Raw genomic sequence first — 19,422 nt, 5'->3', positions numbered from 1 at the left:
CACCCTGATTCCCGCAGAGTGACGTGAAAGGCAGCCAGATGTCCGTACTTCCGCTGACCGGAGCCCAGACCGGAATCTGGCTGGCCCAGCAGTTAGCGCTGGACAGCCCGGCCTACACCATCGGCGGCTACGTGGAGCTCGCGGCCGACGTGGCGCGGCTGGCCGGGGCGATCAGGCAGGCCGTGACCGAGGCGGAGAGCCTGCACGTGGTGTTCGCCCAGGACGAGGCCGGCCCTGTCCAGATCACCAGGCCCGCGGGCGACTGGCCGCTGCCGGTCCTCGACCTGGCGGAGGCGGACGCGCGGGCGTGGATGGCGGCCGACCTCGCGCGGACCGTCGATCCGGCCCGCGGGCCGATGTTCGCCCACGCGCTGCTCAGGCTGGGCGACGGCCGGCTGTGGTGGTACCAGCGGTACCACCACCTGGTCACCGACGGCGCCGGGATGCTGCGCCTCATCCAGCGCGTGGCCGCCCTGTACGGCGGCGGCCCCGACGCCGGCGTCGACTGGTCGCTGCCCGCGCTGGTGGCGGCCGACGCCGGCTACCGAGCCTCCGCCGGGCACGCGGCCGACGCCGCGTACTGGCACGGCAGGTTGGCGGGCCTGCCCGACGAGCCTGCCAGGCTGGTGGAGTGCCCGCCCGCCCAGGCCGGCGGCGTCCTGCGCCGCACGGTGGAGCTGTCGCCGGAGCGTTCCGACGGGCTGCGCGCGGCGGCGGCCGCGCTGGGCACCCGGCTGTCGCGGCTGGCCATCGCGGCCGTGGCCGCCTACCTGCACCGGGCGAGCGGCGAGCGTGACCTGGTGCTGGGCCTGCCCGTCGCGGGCAGGCTGCACGGCGACGACTCCCCTGCCCTGATGTCCAACGTGCTGCCACTCAGGCTCGCCGTCAGCCCCTGGACCACGGGTGCCGAACTGGTCGCGGCCGTGGCCGAGGAGGTCGGGTCGCTGGGCGCGCACGCCCGCTACCGGGGCGAGGACCTGGCCAGGGAGCTGGGCCGCGTCGAAGGGCTGCGCTCGCTGATCGGGCCCACCGTGAACGTCATGCCGTACCACGAGGGGATCAGGTTCGGCGACGGCGACTGCGTCATCCACCACCTGTCGCTCGGGCCGGTCGGCGACCTGTCCGTGGCCGTCTACGACCGGCCCGCGGGCCAGGGGCTGCGGATCGACCTCGACGCGGACGCCGCGGTGTGCGACCCCGAGGCGCTCGCCGAGCACGAGCGGCGCCTCCTGCTGACGCTGGAGGCGCTGGCCGAGCGGCCCGACACGCCGCTCGGCGGCATCGACCTGGCGCCCGTGCCGCCGTTCGTCCCCCTGCCCGGCGACCTGCCGGAGATCTCGTGGACGGCGGCGTTCGAACGGCAGGCCGCGCACGCGCCCGGCAGGCTCGCCATGATCTGCGAGTCGGAGCGGCTGACCTACGGCGAGCTGAACGCCAGGGCCAACCGGCTCGCCCACACGCTGCGCGCGCAGGGCGTCGGCGCCGAGGACGTCGTCGCGGTGGCGCTGCCTCGCTCGGCCGACCTGGTCGTGGCGCTGCTCGGCGTCATGAAGGCGGGCGCCGCCTACCTCCCGCTGGACGCCGACCATCCGGCCGACCGGCTGGCCTTCATGGTGGCCGACGCCGGTGCCCGCCTGCTCGTCACGGTCTCGGGCCACGCCGCCGACCTGGAGCTGCCCCGCCTGCTTCTGGACACCCTCCCGCAGGCGGCCGACACCGACCCGCCCGAGGGCGCGCTGCACCGGGCCGCCTACGTCATCTACACCTCCGGCTCGACCGGCCGGCCGAAGGGCGTCGTGCTCTCCCACGAGGGCGTCGGCGCCCTCATCGCCACCGCCGTCGAACGGCTCGGCGTCGACTCCTCCAGCAGGGTCGCCCAGTTCGCCTCCGTGGGCTTCGACGTGGCCGTCTGGGACCTGGTGATGTCGCTGTGCGTGGGCGGCACCGTCGTCGTCGTGCCGTCCGAGCGGCGCGTGGCCGGCGAGGAGCTGACCGGCTACCTGGCCGAGCACCGGGTCACCCACATGATCCTGCCGCCGTCGCTGGTGGCGGCGCTGCCCGCCGGGTGCGCGCTGCCCGAGGACGGTGTGCTGGTCGTCGGCACCGAGACGGTCCCCGCCGAGCTGGTCGCCCGCTGGAGCGAGCGCATGCGGGTCGTGGCCGCCTACGGCCTGACCGAGGCCACGGTCAACTCCACGCTCTGGCTCGCCGAGCGCGACTGGTCGGGCCCCGTGCCGATCGGCGTGCCGGACCCGGGGACCCGCTGCCACATCCTCGACGCGGCGCTGCGCCCGGTGCCGCCCGGCGTCACCGGCGAGCTGTACGTCGGCGGCCTCGGCCTGGCCAGGGGCTATCTCGGCAGGCCGGGGCTGACCGCCGAGCGGTTCGTCGCCGACCCGTTCGGCGCGCCGGGCGAGCGGATGTACCGCACCGGCGACCGGGCCCGCAGGCGCGCCGACGGCACCATCGACTTCCTCGGCCGCGAGGACGGCCAGCTCAAGATCCGCGGGTACCGCATCGAGCCCGGCGAGGTCGAGAGCATCCTGATGAGCCACCCCGCGGTCGCCCAGGCGGCGGTCGCCGCCGTCGAGGACCACCGGGGCGTCAGGCGGCTGGTCGGCTACGTGACGGGCGACGGCGGCCTCGACCCCGCCGACCTGCGGCGGCTGGCGGCCGGCGCGCTGCCGGAGTACATGGTGCCCGGCACGATCGTGGTGCTCGACGGGCCGCTGCCGCTCACGCCGAACGGCAAGCTGGACCGCAAGGCGCTGCCCGCGCCCGAGTGGACGGCGCAGGCGGGCGACACCGCCCCCGAAACCCCCGCCGAGCGCGTGCTGGCCGGGCTGTTCGCCGAGGTCCTCGGGCTGCCGTCGGTGGGCGCGCACGACAGCTTCTTCGAGCTCGGCGGCGACAGCATCGTCGCGATCCAGCTGGTCAACAAGGCCAGGCGGGCGGGTCTCGCGATCACGCCGCGGGAGGTCTTCCAGCACAGGACCGTCGCCGCGCTGGCGCGGGGGCGCGGCCAGGCCGTACCCGAGCAGGCTCATGACGCGGGCGTCGGCCTGGTGCCGGAGACGCCGATCGTCGGCCGGCTGCGGGAGGTGGGCGGGCCGATCAACGGCTTCCACCAGTCGGTGACCGTACGCGTGCCGGACGATCTGGACGAGAGCCTGCTCACCGGGGCGTTGCAGGCCGTCCTCGACCATCACGGCATGCTGCGCGCCCGGCTGCTGCGCGGCGAGGACGGCTGGCACATGGAGGTGCCGCCGCCCGGCACGGTCCAGGCGGGCGGCCTGGTGGCCGGCGACGGGGTCGAGGCCGCCGTCGGCCGGCTGGACCCGGCGGCGGGCGTGATGCTGCAGGCGGTGTGGTCGCCGGACGAGCGGCGGCTGTCGCTGGTGGCGCACCACCTGGTGGTGGACGGCGTCTCCTGGCGCATCCTGCTGTCCGACCTGGCCCAGGCCGCGCGGGCGGTGGCCGCGGGCGAGCCGGTCGAGCTGCCGCCGGTCGGCACCTCGTTCGCGCGCTGGTCGCGGCTGCTGGCCGAGGACGCGCCGACCCCCGCGCGGCAGGCGGAGCAGCAGGTCTGGCGGCGGACGCTCGCCGGGCCGGTGCCGTCGCTCGGGCTGCGGCCCCTCGACCCCGCGACCGACACGGCCGCGCGCGAGCGCAGGCTGACCGTCGTCCTGCCCCCCGACGGGACGACGCCACTGCTGACCGACGCCCCGGCCGCCTACCACGGCACCGTCAACGACGTGCTGCTGACCGCGCTGGCGGCGGCCTTCGCCCGCCGTCAGGGCGCCGGCGGCCTGCTGGTCGACCTGGAGGGGCACGGCCGGGAGCAGGACGCGGTGGCGGGCGATGCCGACGTGACCCGCACGGTCGGCTGGTTCACCAGCCTGTTCCCCGTCAGGATCGACGGCGGCGACGTGGCGTGGGAGGAGTTCCGCGCCGGCGGCCCGGGGGTGGGCCGGGCGCTCGGGCGGGTCAAGGAGCAACTGCGCGCCGTCCCGTCCGCCGGTCTCGGTTTCGGGCTGCTGCGGGGCGCGCTGGGCGACCTGCCGACGCCGGAGGTGCTGTTCAACTACCTGGGCCGGTTCAGGGCGGACGGCGGCGCGGACTGGGAGCCGGCCGCCGGGGCGGAGCCGCTGTCGGCCGGGCGCGACCCCGGCATGCCGCTGACCCATCACCTCGAGGTCAACGCGATCGTCCGCGACGGCGCGTCCGGGCCCGAGCTGAGCGCCACCTGGTCGTGGCCCGAAGGGGTCCTCGAACGGGCCGACGTGGCGGAGCTGGCCGGCGCCTGGCTGGAGGCGCTGCGCGGGATCGCCGCCCACGTGGCCGGGCCGGCGGCGGGCGGGCACACGCCGTCCGACTTCCCCCTGGTCACGCTCGACCAGGAGGAGATCGACGCGCTGCCCCGCGACCTGGAGGACGTCCTGCCGGTGACGCCGCTCCAGCAGGGCCTGTACTTCCACTCGCTGTCCGACCCCGACGTCTACACCGTCCAGCAGGTCGTCGAGCTGGCCGGACCCGTCGAGCCCGCCACGCTGCGCCGCCGGGTGGAACGCCTGGTGGACCGGCACGCGCCGCTGCGCGCCGGGTTCCTGCAGCGCGCCGACGGCAGGGTCGTGCAGTACGTGGCCGGCCGGGTCACGGTCCCGTGGGCGGAGGTCACCGGCGCCGACGTCGACGAGATCGCCGCGCGGGAGCGGGCCAGGCCCTTCGACCTGGCCGCGCCGCCGCTGCTCAGGGCCGCCCTGGTCAACGGGCGGACGCTGGTGCTGACCCTGCACCACCTGGTCGCCGACGGCTGGTCGGTGCCGATCATGCTGCGGGAGCTGCTGGGCGAACACCTCGGCGAGGTCACCCCGTACCGCGACTACTTCACCTGGCTGCGCGACCGCGACGACGAGGCGGCGGGACGGGCCTGGCGTCGGGCGCTGGAAGGGCTCGACGAGCCGACACTGCTCGGCCCGCGGTACCAGGCCGGCGCGCCCGGCCAGATCACCTTCGAGGCCGGCGCGGACCTGGCCGGCTGGGCACGGGCGCGCGGGCTGACGCTGAGCACGCTCGTGCAGGGCGCGTGGGGGCTGCTGCTGGGCCGGCTGACCGGCCGCCACGACGTCGTCTTCGGCAGCACCGTCTCAGGCCGGCAGGCCGCCGTCGAGGGCGTCGAGTCGATGGTCGGCCTGCTGGTCAACACCATCCCCGTACGGCTGGCCTGGCGCCCCGGCGACCGTCCGGCCGACCTGCTGGCCGGGCTCCAGGACGCGCAGGCGCGGCTGCTGGACCACCAGCACCTCGGCCTGGCCGACATCCAGCGGATCACCGGGTTCGGCACCCTGTTCGACACGCTGGTGGCGGTCGAGAACTATCCCGTCGAGGGCGACATGGGGGCGATCGCGAGCGTGGACGTCCGCGACGGCTCCCACTACCCGCTGTCGCTGACCGTCGTGCCGGGACGGCGGACCACCTTCAGGCTCGACCACTCCATCGGCGCCAGCGCCGCCGCGCGGGTGGCGCGGGCGCTGCGGCACCTGCTGGAGGAGCTGGTCACCGCCGGCGAGCGCCCCGTGGGGCGGCTCGACCTGGTCGAGCTCGAGCAGGCGCGCCTGCTGGGCGGGCCGCGTGAGGTACCGCCCACGACGCTGGCCGCCGCGTTCGCCGCCCAGGCGGCCACGACGCCCGACGCCACCGCGGTGATCTTCGGCGAGGAGGAGGTCTCCTACGCCGAGCTGGACCGCAGGGCGCAGGCGCTCGCCGTACGGCTGGTGCGACGCGGCGTCGGTCCGGGCGGGTTCGTCGCCGTGGCGCTGCCCCGCTCGCCCGACCTGCCGGCCGCCGTGCTCGGCGTGCTGCGGGCGGGCGCGGCCTACGTGCCGCTGGACCTCGACCATCCGGCCGAGCGGCTGGCGTACATGCTGGCCGACTGCGGCGCCCGCGTGGTGGTCACCGACGGGTCCTTCCCCGAGCACGAGGGGGTGGAGCGTGTCCTGGTCGGCGGCCCCGCGAGCGGCCCCGCGAGCGATCTTTTGAGCGACCCCTCGAGCGACCCTTTGAGCGACCCCTCGAGCGATCTTTTGAGCGATCTTTTGAGCGGCCCTTCGAGCGACCCATTCCGCGGCCCCTTGAGCGGCGCCGAGAGCGGCACCCGTAGTGGCGCCGGCGGCAGCGAGGGCGGTCCCGACGGTGGTGGGGGCCCGCTGCGCGCTCCCGCGCCGGACGACCCCGCCTACCTCATCTACACCTCGGGCTCGACGGGCCGGCCCAAGGGCGTGGTGGTCACGCACCGCGCCATCGTCGGCCACCTGGCGTGGGCCCAGGACCTGTTCGCCATGGACGGCACCGACCGGATGCTGCAGCAGGCGTCGGCGAGCTTCGACGCCTCGGTGTGGCAGATCTTCTGGCCGCTGTGCTCCGGCGCCGCCGTGGTGCTGGCCGAGCCCGGCGGGCACGTCGATCCGGCCTACCTGGCCGGGCTCGTCAGGGACCGCGGGGTGACCGTCCTCGACATCGTGCCCTCGATGATGAGGGCCTTCCTGTCCACCGACGAGGTCACGCGGGATCCGGGCTGGGCGGCGAGCCTGCGCAGGGTCTTCGGCGGCGCCGAGGCGCTGACCGCGGGGTTGGCCCGCCGCTGGCGGGAGCTGACCGGCGTCCCCGTCGACAACTGCTACGGGCCCACCGAGGCGACCGTCCAGGTCACCTGGTGGGACGGCGACGAAGGTGGCGGCACGGACGGCGACGCGAACGGCGGCACAGACGGTGGCACGGACAGCGGCACGGACCGCGACACGGACCGCGACGCGGCCGTGCCGATCGGCGGGCCGGTCTGGAACACCGGGCTGTACGTCCTGGACGTCTGCCTGCGCCCGGCGACCGAAGGCGAGCTCTACATCAGCGGCGCGCAGCTCGCCCTCGGCTACCACGGCAGGACGGCGCTTACCGCCGAGCGGTTCGTCGCCGACCCGTTCGGCCCGCCGGGCACGCGCATGTACCGCACGGGCGACCTGGTGCGGCTGCGCCCCGACGGCGCCCTGGAGTACACCGGCAGGACCGACCACCAGGTCAAGATCCACGGCAACCGCGTCGAGCTAGGCGAGGTCGAGGCGCGGCTGGCGGCCCTGGACGGCGTCGCGCAGGCCGTGGTCGTCGCCCGCGACCACGGCGGCGCCACCCGCCTGGTCGGCTACGCCGTCCCCGAGCGGGGCGCCCGCCTCGACGGGGCGGGGTTGCGCGCCGCGCTGGCCGCCGCGCTGCCCCCGCCGATGGTGCCGAGCGCGGTGGTGACGCTGGAGCGGCTGCCGCTGACGCTGAACGGCAAGGTGGACCGCGGCGCCCTGCCCGTTCCCGAGGTGGGGCCGCGGGCCGTGCGGGCACCGCGGACCGAGCGGGAACGGCTGTTCTGCGACATCTTCACCGCCGTGCTCGGCACCGAGGCGGGCCTCGACGACGACTTCTTCGCCCTCGGCGGTGACAGCATCGCCTCGATCGCCGTGTCGGGCCGGGCCAGGAAGGCGGGCCTGGCGGTCAGCCCCAGGGACGTCTTCACCTGCCGGACGCCCGCCGCGCTGGCGGCCAGCGCGGAGGCCACCATGGAGGCCACCGCGGAGGCCACCATGGAAGCCACCGCGGAGGAGCACGGGGCGGCCGAGCTGATCACGCTGACCGCCGAGGAGCACGAGAGCGTGCGGCGCGTCTGCCCCGTCCCGGTCGAGGACGTCTGGCCGCTGTCGCCCTTGCAGGAGGGCATCCACTTCCACTCCAGCTACGACACCGCCGCCGTCGACGTCTACACCTCGCAGGACGTCTTCGAGTTCGCGCGGCCCGTCGACGCCGACCGGCTGCGCGCGGCGTGCGCGGCGATGCTGGCCCGCAACCCGAGCCTGCGGGCGGGCTTCACCGCCGAAGGGCTGTCGCGTCCCGTGCAGTTCATCGGCGCCGGGGTGGAGCCGCCGCTGCGCGAGATCGACCTGTCGGCGCTGCCGTGCGAGGAGCGCGACCGGATGGTCGCCGAACTGCTGGCCGAGGACAGGACCACCCGGTTCGACCTGGCCGCCCCGCCGCTCATGCGGCTGCTGCTGATCCGCCTCGGCGAGCGCGACCTGCTGGTGCTGAGCCACCACCTGATCCTGTGGGACGGCTGGTCGGGTTGGCTGGTGCTCGAACAGCTCCTCGGGGACGCCGCGGCGGCGCCCGCCGCCGACACCTACCGCGACTACCTGGCCTGGCTGGCCACGCAGCCCGCGGGCGAGGCGCTGACCGCCTGGCGCGCGGCGCTGTCGGGGCTGGAGGAGCCGACGCTGGTACGGGCGGCCGACGACGGCCTGCGCCCGGAGATCCCGGTGAACCTCGATGTCGTACTGCCCGCCGAGCTGGGCGAGGGCCTGCGCGCGCTGGCCCGCGAGACGGGACTGACGCTCAACACGCTGCTCAACCTCGCATGGGGACTGGTGCTCGCGGCCACGGTCGGCCGCGACGACGTGGTGTTCGGCGCGGCGGTGGCCGGCCGGCCGGTGGCGGTGCCCGACGTGGAGAACGTCATCGGGATGTTCCTCAACACGGTGCCGGTGCGGATCGGGTTCGACCCGCGCGAGCAGGTGCTCGAGCTGGCGCGGCGGGTGCAGGACGAGCGCGTGGCGCTGATGCCGTACGAGCACGTCGGGCTGGGCGAGCTGCATCGGGAGAGCGGCCACCGGCGGCTCTTCGACACCCTCTTCGTGCTGCGCGAGGCGGGCGGGCAGGAGCGGATGGCGGAGTTCACCGGCCGGCACGGGATCGTGAACGTGTCGGCGGTCGACGCCACGCACTACCCGCTGACGCTCATCGTGACCCAGGGCGCCCGCCTGCGCGTGACGCTGTCGTACCGCCCCGACGTGGTCGGCGGCGCCGAGGCCGGCCGGGTGCTCGACCGGTTCACCACCGTGCTCGGGCGCCTGGTGGCGGCGCCGCGGGCGCTGGTCGGCACCGTGGACCTGCTGCTGGAGGGCGAGCGGCGGCAGGCGGCACCGGCCCGGCCGCTGCCCGCGGTGACGGTGGCCGAGCTGCTGTCGGAGCAGGCCGCGCGCACCCCCGGCGAGGTGGCGCTCGTCTTCGGCGCCGAACGCTGGACCTACGCCGAGCTCGACGCCCGCGTCAACAGGCTGGCCAGGCTGCTGCTGGAGCACGGCGCGGCGCCGGAGCGGGTGGTCGCGCTGGCGCTGCCGCGCTCGGCCGACATGGTGGCGGCGCTGTTCGCCGTGCTGCAGACCGGCGCGGCCTACCTCCCGCTGGATCTGGAGTACCCGGCGGAGCGGCTGGCCTTCATGCTGGAGGACACCTCGCCCGTCTGCGTGGTGACCACGGGATCGGTGGCGCTGCCCGAGACCGGGGTGCCGCGCGTGCTGCTCGACGACCCGGCGACCGCCGACCGGCTGGCCGCGCTGCCGGCGGGCGTGCCGTCCGACGCCGAGCGGCCCGGCTTCGCCCGCGGCCTGCCGTACCGGCTCGAGCATCCCGCCTACGTCATCTACACCTCCGGGTCGACCGGCAGGCCGAAGGGCGTCGTCACGCCGTACCGCGGCCTGACGAACATGCAGTTCAACCATCGTGAGGCCATCTTCGGGCCGGCCGTCGCCGCCGCGGGCGGCAGGCGGCTGCGCATCGCCCACACCGTCTCCTTCGCCTTCGACATGTCGTGGGAGGAGCTGCTGTGGTTGGTGGAGGGGCACGAGGTCCACGTCTGCGACGAGAACCTGCGCCGCGACGCCGAGGCCCTGGTGGCCTACTGCGACAGGGAGCGCGTCGACGTCGTGAACGTCACCCCCACCTACGCCCACCACCTGATCGAGCAGGGCCTGCTCGACGGCCACCGGCCGCCGCTGGTGCTGCTGGGCGGCGAGGCCGTCTCCGAGACGGTGTGGACGGCGTTGCGCGACAGCGAGGGCACCGTCGGCTACAACCTGTACGGGCCCACCGAGTACACGATCAACACGCTCGGGGCGTCCACGGACGACAGCGCGACACCCGCCGTGGGCAGGCCGATCTGGAACACGACGGCGTACGTGCTCGACGCGGCGCTGCGCCCGGTGCCGCCCGGCACGCCGGGCGAGCTGTACATCGCGGGCGTGGGCCTGGCCCGCGGCTACCACCGCAGGCCGGGACTGACCGCCGCGGCCTTCGTCGCCGACCCGTTCGGCGCGCCGGGTGAGCGGATGTACCGCACGGGCGACCTGGTACGGCAGCGCCCCGACGGCGTCATCGACTTCCTCGGCCGCACCGACGACCAGGTGAAGATCCGCGGCTACCGGGTGGAGCCGAGCGAGGTCGCGGCGGCGATGGAGGAACACCCGCTGGTCTCCCACGCGGCGGTCGTCGCCGACGGCGGCCGCCTGCTCGGCTACGTCGTGCCGCGCGAGGAGGGCGCGGACCTCGCGGTGGTGCGGGCGGCGCTGAAGGAGCGGCTGCCCGGCTACATGGTGCCCGCCGCGCTCGTCGCGGTGGACCGGCTCCCGCTCACCGTGAACGGCAAGCTGGACGTGCGCGCGCTGCCCGCACCCGCCCTCAGCGGCGGCCAGGAGAGCCGCCCGCCCCGCACGGCGCGCGAACGGGTGCTGTGCGAGCTGTTCGGCGACCTGCTGGGCGTGACGGGCGTCGGGATCGACGACGACTTCTTCGACCTGGGCGGCCACTCGCTGCTGGCCACCCGCCTGGTCAGCAGGGCGCGCGCGGCCCTCGGCGCCGAGCTGGCGATCCGCGACCTGTTCGAGGCGCCGACCGTGGCCGAACTGGCCGCCAGGGTCGGCGGGCAGGACGCCAGGCCCGCCCTGACGGCCGCGGCCGACCGGCCCGCCGAGCCGCCGCTGTCGTTCGCGCAGCGCCGGCTCTGGTTGATCGAGCAGCTGGAAGGGCCGTCGGCGCTCTACAACTTCCCGCTGGTGATGCGGCTGCGCGGCGAGCTCGACGTCGAGGCGTTGCGGGCCGCGCTGGCCGATCTGGCGGCCCGGCACGAGGCGCTGCGCACGCTGATCGTCGAGCGGGAGGGCCGTCCCTTCCAGCGGGTGGTGCCGGCGGCCGAGGCGGTCCCCGTCGTCGAGGTGGTCGAGGCCACGGCGGCGACGCTGGAGCCGACGCTGGAATCGGTCGTCGCCCGGCCGTTCGACCTGGCCGCCGAGCTGCCGCTACGGGCCACCGTGGTCCGGCTGGGCGCGCGCGATCACGTGGTGGCGCTGCTGCTGCACCACATCACGACCGACGAGTGGTCGGACGGCCCGTTCCTGCGTGACCTGTCGGCCGCCTACGCCGCCCGCCGCGGGGGCGGGGCGCCCGCGTGGGAGCCGCTGCCCGTGCAGTACGTCGACTACACGCTCTGGCAGCGGCGGCTGCTCGGCGAGCGGACCGACCCGGACAGCGTGGCCGCCCGCCAGCTGGCCTTCTGGGCCGAGACGCTGCGCGGCGCCCCCGAGCGGCTGGAGCTGCCCACCGACCGGCCGCACCCCGCGCGGCCGGCCGCCGCGGGCGGCGAGCTGCGGGTCGAGTTCGGCGCCGAGGACAGCCGGCTTCTGCGGCGGCTGGCCCAGCACTCGGGCGCGAGCATGTTCATGGTCTGCCACGCGGCGGTCGCGGCCCTGCTGCACCGCCTCGGCGCCGGTGCCGACCTGCCGCTCGGCGTGCCGGTCTCCGGCCGCGCCGACGAGGCACTGGACGACCTGGTGGGCTTCTTCGTCAACACGCTCGTGCTGCGCGCCGACGTGTCGGGCGACCCGACCTTCGCCGAGCTGGTCGCGCGGGTCAGGGAGCGGGCCCTGGCCGCCTTCTCCCACCAGGACGTGCCGTTCGAGGCGGTCGTGGAGGAGCTCAACCCGGTCCGCTCGCCCGGCCGCAACCCGCTGTTCCAGGTGATGGTCGGCTACCGCAACCGCGGCGCCGACGACTTCGCGCTGGCGGGCCTGGAGGTGCTGCCCGCGCCGGTGTCCGCGAGCACCGCCAAGTTCGACCTGGTGTTCAGCTTCGTCGAGGACGAGGCGATCTCCTGCGTCGTCGAGTACCGCGCCGACCTGTTCGACCGGTCCACGGTGGCGGCCATGGGGGCGCGGCTCGCCGGGCTGGTCGGGACGGTCGCCGCCGACCCGTCGGTCAGGGTCGCCGACATCGACGTGCTCACCCCGCGGGAGCGGGAGCTGGTCGTCACCGGCTTCAACGCGACCGACCGCGAGGTGGCCGAGCAGACACTGCACGGCATGTTCCTGCGCAGGGTCGCCGAACGCCCCGGCGCCGTGGCGGTGGTCGAGGGGGACCGCTCGGTCGGCTACGCGGAGCTCGACGCCCTGTCCGACCGGATGGCGGCGATGCTCGCCCATCACGGCGTGCGGGAGGAGAGCGTGGTCGGCGTGGCCGTGCCGCGCTCGGTGGACATGGTGGCGGTGATGCTCGGCGCGCTCAAGCTCGGTGCCGCGTTCCTGCCCCTCGACCTGGCCCACCCCGCCGACCGCCTGGCGTACATGGTCGGCGACTCGGGGGCGAAGGTGGTCGTGGCCGCGCAACCCGTCGAGGGCCTGGACGTGCTGCTGCTCGGCGACGCGCCCGACGGGCGGTGGCGGGCACCCGCCTACCCGGAGGTGGCGCTCGACCAGGCGGCCTACGTCATCTACACCTCCGGCTCGACCGGACGCCCCAAGGGCGTGGTCGTCACGCACGAGGGGATCGGCAGCCTGGTCGCCACGGCCGTCGACCGGATGGGGCTCACCCCCGACAGCAGGGTGCTGCACTTCGCCTCGATCGGGTTCGACGTCACCGCCTTCGAGCTGAGCATGGCGCTGTGCCACGGCGGCAGCCTCGTGCTCGTTCCCGACGCGGCCAGGGTGCCCGGCCACGAGCTGACCGGCTTCATGACCGAGCACGGGATCACCCACGCGATCCTGCCGCCGTCGCTGGTGGCGGCGCTGCCGGCCGGCTGCGAGCCGCCCGAGGGCTGCACGGTGCTGGTCGGCACCGAGACGGTCCCGCCGGACGTGATCGAGCGCTGGGCGGGCCGGCTGCGCCTGCTGGCCGCCTACGGGTTGACCGAGGCGACGGTGAACTCCACGCTGTGGGCGGCCGAACCGGGCTGGGCGGGAGCGGTGCCGATCGGCGTGCCCGACCCCAACACCCGCGCCTACGTGCTCGACGAGCGCCTGCGCCCGGTGCCGCCTGGGGTGGCCGGCGAGCTCTACATCGCCGGGCGCGGGCTGGCGCGCGGCTATCTCGGACGGCACGGCCTGACCGCCGAGCGGTTCGTGGCCTGCCCGTTCGGCCGGCCCGGCGCCAGGATGTACCGGACCGGCGACCGGGCCCGCTGGCGCGCCGACGGCAACCTCGACTTCCTCGGCAGGGCGGACGACCAGGTCAAGATCCGTGGGTTCAGGATCGAGCCGGGCGAGATCGCCGGCGCGATGACCAGGCACCCGATGATCTCCCAGGCGGCCGTCGTCACCGACACGAGCGGTCCCGAGCCGCGCCTGGTCGGCTACGCGGTCGCGGCGGGCGGCCCGCTCGACCCCGCCCAGGTGCGGTCGCACGTCGCGGCGCTGCTGCCCCCGGCCATGGTGCCGTCCGCGGTGGTGGTGCTCGACCGGCCGCTGCCGCTGACGCCCAACGGCAAGCTGGACCGGGCCGCGCTGCCGGCGCCCGACTGGTCGGCGTTGACCGGTGCCACCCGCCCGCGCACCGGGCGGGAGCACGCGCTCGCCGAGCTGTTCGCGGAGGTGCTGGGCCTGCCCCAGGTCGGCGTCCACGACAACTTCTTCGAGCTCGGCGGCCACTCGATGTCGGCCATGCGGCTGCTCGGCAGGATCCGCACGACGCTGGACGCCCGGCTCACGCTGCGGGCCGTCTTCGACGCGCCCACCGTCGCCGAGCTGGCCGCCCGCCTCGACGAGAGGGATCTCGGCGAGCGGGCCAGGCTGCGCCGGCGGGAGCTGCCCGCCGCGCCGCCCCAGGAGTGGCAGCACGCCAGGACCGGGGCCGGGCGGCCGCACGACATGGCCTTCGCGCTCCGCTCCCCCGATCCCGGTGCCGCGGCCGCCGCGCTCGCCGACGTCGCAGCACGTCACGAGCCGCTCCGCACGGCCGTCGTCCGCGGGGACGGCGGGCTCGTCCAGGTGCCGGCCGCGCAATGGCTGGAACACGTCGAGGTGCCCGACCTGGACGAGGGACTGCACGCGCTGGCGGGCGAACCCGCCGACCTGGAGGGGCGCGCGCCGCTGCGGGCCAGGCTGCTCACCGACCGCTCGGGCGCGCGGGCGCTGCTGCTGACCATGCACTACCTCGCCGTCGACGAGTGGTCGGTGGTGCCGCTCCTGCGCGACTTCGCCGCCGCCTACGCGGCCCGGCGGCGGGGCGCCGCCCCGGCGTGGGAGCCGCTGCCGGTCGGCTACGCCGACTACACGCGGTGGGCGCACGAGGTGACCGACGGCGCCCAGCTCGAGCACTGGCGGCAGGCGCTGGACGGCATGCCGCGCGCCGTCGCGCTGCCGTACGACCGGGCCGGTGAGGGGGTGCGGGGCGACCACGTCGGCGTCACGCTCGACGCCGGCCTGCACGCGGCCATCGACGCGGTCGCCGCCGAGAGCGGCACCAGCATGTTCATGGTGCTCCACGCGGCGTTCGCGACGCTGCTCACCCGGCGGGGGGCGGGCACCGACCTGCCGATCGCCTCGCTGGTCGCGGGCCGTACCGAGGAGGAGCTGACCGGCCTGGTCGGCTGCTTGTTCAACACCGTGGTGCTGCGCACCGACACCTCCGGCGAGCCGACCTTCCGCGAGCTGCTCGCCCGGGTGAGGGAGACCGACCTGGCCGCGCTCGACCGGCAGGACGTGCCGTTCGACCGGGTGGCCAGGGCGCTGGGCCTGCGGGCGCCACAGGTGATGATCGTCCATCACGAGCAGGCCGACACCGGCGAGCTCGCCTTCGAGCACGTGCCGACGGGAGCGCTCAACGCCGACCTGACGCTGAGCTTCTTCGAGCCGCGCGGCGACGGTCCGGTGGAGTGCCTGCTGGAGTACGCGACCGACCTGTTCGACCGGGCCACGATCCAGTCCATGGCGGACGAGCTGGTCCGCATTCTGCACACCGAAGTGAGGAGCAACGCATGAGCACGAACCCGTTCGAGGACCGGGACGGCCGATTCCTGGTGCTGGTCAACGACGAGGAGCAGCACTCGCTGTGGCCCTCGTTCGCCGAGGTGCCCGCCGGGTGGCGGGTGGTGTTCGGTGAGGAGACGCGGGAGGCGTGCCTGGAGTACGTGGAGACCCACTGGACCGACCTGCGCCCCCGCAGCCTCGTCGAGGCGACGAGGCAGGACTGACCCGCCGGCCTGGTCCGGTCACCCCTGGCGGTGGCCGGACCAGGCGGCCCACAGGGTCGCGTAGCGGCCGCCGGCCCGCACGAGCTCGTCGTGCGTGCCTGTCTCGGCCACCCGGCCCTCCTCCAGCAGCACGACGCGGTCCGCGGCCGCGGCCTGGGTGAGCCGGTGGGCGACGACCAGCGCGGTCCTGCCCTCGATCGCGGCCGCCGCCGACGCCTCCAGCGCCCTCGCGCCCGCGCTGCCCGCCTCGGCCGTCGCCTCGTCCAGCACCACCACCGGAGGGTCGGCGAGCACCAGCCGGGCCAGCGCCAGCTGCTGGGCCTGGGCCGCGGTGAGCCGGTGGCCGCTGTCGCCCACCACCGTGCCGAGCCCCTCCGGCAGCGCCCGCGCCCACGCCAGCGCGCCGACACGGTCGAGCGCGGCGACCAGCTCGGCCTCCTCGGCGTCCGGCTTGGCCAGCCGCAGGTCGTCGGCGAGCGGGCCGGCGAAGACGTGCACCTCCTGGGTGAGCAGCGCGACGTCGCGGCCCTCGCCCCCGACGCCGATCGAGCCGCTGCCGGGCGGGTGGATGCCCGCGATCAGCTTGGCCAGCGTGGTCTTGCCCGCCCCGCTGGCGCCCACCAGCGCCACCGTCTCCCCCGCGGCGATGTCCAGGCAGACCCCGCGCAGCACCGGACGGCCGCCGCGGTAGGCGTACCCGACGTCGCGGACGCGCACCTCAGGCGCGGCCGTGCCCGAGGCGAGCGGCGGGGCGGGCGCGGGGGCGGCCTCCACCACGCCCACCAGTCTGGCCAGGCCCGCCCCCGCCGCCTGCGCGTCGTCGACCAGGCCCAGCGCGATGTTGATCGGGGTGAACAGGCTGTGGAAGTACAGCGCGGCGGCGCCTGCCGTACCGACCGTGACGCCGCCGCCGCGCACCAGCAGGAAGCCGGTCACCAGCACCGCCGACAGCCCGACCCACTCGGCCAGGTTGAGCCTGGCGTAGAACCGGGTGACCAGCCTGACCCCGGCCACCGCCAGGTCGACCGCGGCCCGCGAGCCGGCCCCCACCAGGCCGACGTGCCGCTCGGCCAGCCCGAACGCCCTGACGGTCGGCGCGCCGCCGACCGTGCCGAGCAGTTGCTGCTGCTGCGCGCCGACGGCCACCCGCTGCGCCGCGTACAGCGGGACGGCGCGGCGCACGTACCAGCGCAGCGTGTGCGCCTGGATCGGCACCGCGAGCAGCGCGACGAGCAGGAAGCGCCAGTCGAGGACCGCCATGCCGGCCAGGGTCAGGACGATCGTCAGCAGCGAACGGGCCAGCGCGGGCAGCGCGTCGCGGACCGCGTTGGTGATCACCGCCACGTCGCCGGTGACGCGGGCGGTCAGGTCGCCGGAGCCGGCCCGCTCGACCTGCTCCAAGGGCAGCCGCAGCGCCCTGTCGACGAAGCGTTCGCGCAGGGTGGCGAGCATCCCCTCGCCCAGCCTTGCCACGAGCGAGACGCCGACGGCGCTCGCCACGCCCTGGCCGGCCGCGATCGCCACCAGCCAGACGACCGGCTCGGTGACCGCGTCCGCGGGCCTGCCCTGGACGACCAGGTCGATGATGTGGCCGAGCACCGGCGCGGTGAGCAGGCCGACGCCGGTCGCCACGACCAGGACGGCGAAGCCGGCCAACGCGGTGCTCCGGTGCGGGCGGGCCAGCCGCCACACCGCCGCCCTGGTGCGTGCCGCGGTGGCGGTGGGCAGCAGCTCGCGCTCCCCGCCCTTCGCCGGGGCGCCGCCGGGCGCGGGCCTGCTCTCCTCAGCGGTCACGTGCCGCGCCTCCTCCGTCGTCGCCTGCTCGCTCTTCGCGGCCGTCACGTCAGCACCGCCGCCCGGTAGGTCTCGTGCTCCTGGACGAGGTCGGCGTGGGTGCCGTCCGTCACCAGGTCACCGTCCAGGAAGATCACCCTGTCGGCCGCCGCCAGCAGCGCCGGGCTGGTGGCCACCATGACCGTGGTGCGCCCCGCCCTGGCCGTCCTGATCCCTTGGGCGATCGCGGCCTCGGTGGCCGCGTCGACCGCGGTGGTCGGGTCGTGCAGGACCAGCACCGGAGGGGCGGCGGCCAGCGCTCTGGCCAGCGCCACCCGCTGGCGCTGGCCGCCCGACAGCGACAGCCCGCGCTCGGTGAGCAGGGTGTGCGCGCCGTCCGGCAGCGCCGCCGCGACCTGGTCCGCGGCCGCCGCCGCCATCGCCGAGACCACGGCACGGGACACCGGGCCGTGGCCGTACCGCGCGGCGGCGCCGCCCTTCTCCGCCAGGAGGCCGTCACCCTGAGCGGTGGCGCCCTTCTCCGGCAGGAGGCCGTCACCCTGGGCGGCGGCGACGTCCTCCGGCAGCAGGCCGTCATCCTGCGCGGCCGCGGCGACGTTGTCCAGCAGGGTGCCCTCGAACAGGTCCGCGTCGTGCGCGGCCACCACGATCGCCCGGCGCACCAGTGCGGGCTCGACGCTCGACAGCGGCACCCCGTCCAGCTCGACGGTGCCCGACCCCGGGTCGGCCGTCCGGCCGAGCACCTGCAGCAGCGCGGTGGCCACCGCCGGGTCGGTCGTGACGACACCGAGCAGCTCCCCCGGCGCCACCTCGGCGCTCAGCCCGCGCAGGGCGCCGTGGGAGACGTCCTTGATCACCAGCCCGCCGCGCACGACCTCGGGCAGCTCGCGCGAGCCCCCCGCCACCGCCGGCGGCGCGGCCAGCACGGAGGCGATCCTGGCGGCCGACGCCCGGCCCTGGGCCAGCTCGCCGTTGGCCCAGGCCAGGATCGACAGCGGGGTGAGCAGGAACTGGGCCAGCCCGACCGCCGCCACCAACTGGCCGACGCTGATGTCGCCCTGCGCGGCCAGCCGCCCGCCCACCAGCGCCACGATCGCGAGGAAGACGCCGGTGAGGATCAGCATCCCGCCGTCGTGCCAGGCCTGCGCCCTGGCCGCCCGCACGGTCGCGGCCAGGGCGTCGCGGCTGGTCCGCCGGTACCTGTCGACCGCCGCCCGCTCGGCGCCGATGCCCTTGAGCACCCGCAGTCCTGCGACCAGGTCGGCCGCCACGCCCGAGGCGCGCGCGGCGCGTTCCTGCTCGGCGCCGCTGCGCCGTTCCAGCGGCTTGCCGAGCAGGTGCGCCAGCGCCAGCAGCGGCGGGACGCCCAGCAGGACCAGCAGGCCGAGCGGTACCGACACCATCAGCAGCGCCACGCCGCCGGCCACCAGCCCGGCCAGGGCCGCGACGCCCGCGGTCAGGGCGACGTTGACGGCGCCCACCCGCTTGGCGTCGGAGGTGGCGACGGAGACCAGCTCGCCCGGCAGCCGGCCGGTCTCGGCGCCCGCCCCTGGCGCCAGTACCCGGCTGGTCAGCGCCAGGCGCAGCTCGTGGGCGGCCAGCTCGGCGGCCTTCTCCGCGGCGCGGGCGCTGAAGCGGTAGCTGAACGACAGCCCGGCGAAGGTGAGCGCGAGGACGGCGATCCAGCCGGCGAGCGCACCGCCGTCACCGCCGGAGATCGCCTGGTCGATCACCACGCCGACCACGACGGGGACCAGGGCCTCGCCGGTCTGATGGCTCGCGGCGAGCAGCGCTCCGCTCGCGGTCTGTCTCCACTGTCCGGTGATGGCACGTCGCAGGACGTCACGGCCTTCGCAGGGCACCCGGGGTTCCTCCGGTCGTCGCGCGCGGGGGTTCGCACTAAGGTGAGCCTAACCTAATCATCCGGATCACCGAAGCCTCCCATCGGCTCCGATTTGCCTTGCCGGATGCCCCCGGGGGTATAGTCCAAGCATGGAGCTGAACGAGGGCATGGTCGGCGACGCGCTGACCCGGCTGAAGCGGGCACACGGCCAGCTGGCCGGGGTGATCGCGATGATCGAGGCGGGCGAGGACTGTACGAAGGTGCTCACCCAGCTCGCCGCCGTCTCCAAGGCCCTGGACCGGGCCGGCTTCAAGATCGTCGCGACCGGCCTGCGCCACTGCCAGGACGCCCAGAACCGCGGCGACCAGCCCCCCATGAGCGTCAGCGAGCTGGAGAAGCTCTTCCTGGCCCTCGCCTAGCCCGGCGGCCGCGCGCCCGCGGCCGCACTTTTTTGCCCGAA

Annotated in this window: 5 protein-coding genes; 3 read left to right on the top strand and 2 right to left on the bottom strand. The window is 75.7% G+C overall.

The genetic code is table 11. The features are described from left to right. The first annotated feature begins 38 nt into the window (after positions 1–38). Together ACWEVS_RS22930 and ACWEVS_RS22925 are read left to right on the top strand one after the other, a co-directional pair. The gene (locus ACWEVS_RS22930; RefSeq protein ID WP_452553190.1) at positions 39–15,113 is read left to right on the top strand and encodes an amino acid adenylation domain-containing protein; all 15,075 of its coding nucleotides are present in this window, start codon (positions 39–41) and stop codon (positions 15,111–15,113) included. Further along, a complete protein-coding gene (locus ACWEVS_RS22925) occupies positions 15,110–15,325 on the top strand; it encodes an MbtH family protein (RefSeq protein ID WP_354905160.1) in 216 nt (71 codons plus the stop codon). The genes ACWEVS_RS22930 and ACWEVS_RS22925 overlap by 4 nt, the downstream gene beginning before the upstream one ends. An 18-nt stretch (positions 15,326–15,343) precedes the next feature. Here the strand turns inward: ACWEVS_RS22925 and ACWEVS_RS22920 are convergent, their stop codons facing one another. After that, positions 15,344–17,167: an ABC transporter ATP-binding protein gene (locus tag ACWEVS_RS22920; RefSeq protein ID WP_452553188.1), complete on the bottom strand. Its 1,824-nt coding sequence runs from the start codon at positions 17,165–17,167 to the stop codon at positions 15,344–15,346. After that, positions 17,164–18,981, bottom strand: a complete 1,818-nt coding sequence (locus tag ACWEVS_RS22915; protein ID WP_452553186.1) for an ABC transporter transmembrane domain-containing protein — start codon at positions 18,979–18,981, stop codon at positions 17,164–17,166. The genes ACWEVS_RS22920 and ACWEVS_RS22915 overlap by 4 nt, the downstream gene beginning before the upstream one ends. A 130-nt stretch (positions 18,982–19,111) precedes the next feature. On the opposite strand from ACWEVS_RS22915, the gene ACWEVS_RS22910 reads away from it, so the two are divergent. Further along, positions 19,112–19,381, top strand: coding sequence for a metal-sensitive transcriptional regulator (locus ACWEVS_RS22910; RefSeq protein WP_354905167.1), 270 nt, complete (start codon positions 19,112–19,114; stop codon positions 19,379–19,381). The last annotated feature ends 41 nt before the right edge of the window (positions 19,382–19,422 follow it).

The organism is Nonomuraea sp. NPDC003754 (assembly GCF_053605785.1).
The sequence above is the reverse complement of the archived record's forward strand: the minus strand, read 5'-3'. Positions and strand labels throughout refer to the sequence as shown.

What these genes read in the sequence shown, in the direction of transcription:
- ACWEVS_RS22910 (WP_354905167.1), top strand. Translation starts at nt 19,112, where the DNA reads ATGGAGCTGAACGAGGGCATGGTCGGCGACGCGCTGACCCGGCTGAAG.
- ACWEVS_RS22930 (WP_452553190.1), top strand. Translation starts at nt 39, where the DNA reads ATGTCCGTACTTCCGCTGACCGGAGCCCAGACCGGAATCTGGCTGGCC.
- ACWEVS_RS22925 (WP_354905160.1), top strand. Translation starts at nt 15,110, where the DNA reads ATGAGCACGAACCCGTTCGAGGACCGGGACGGCCGATTCCTGGTGCTG.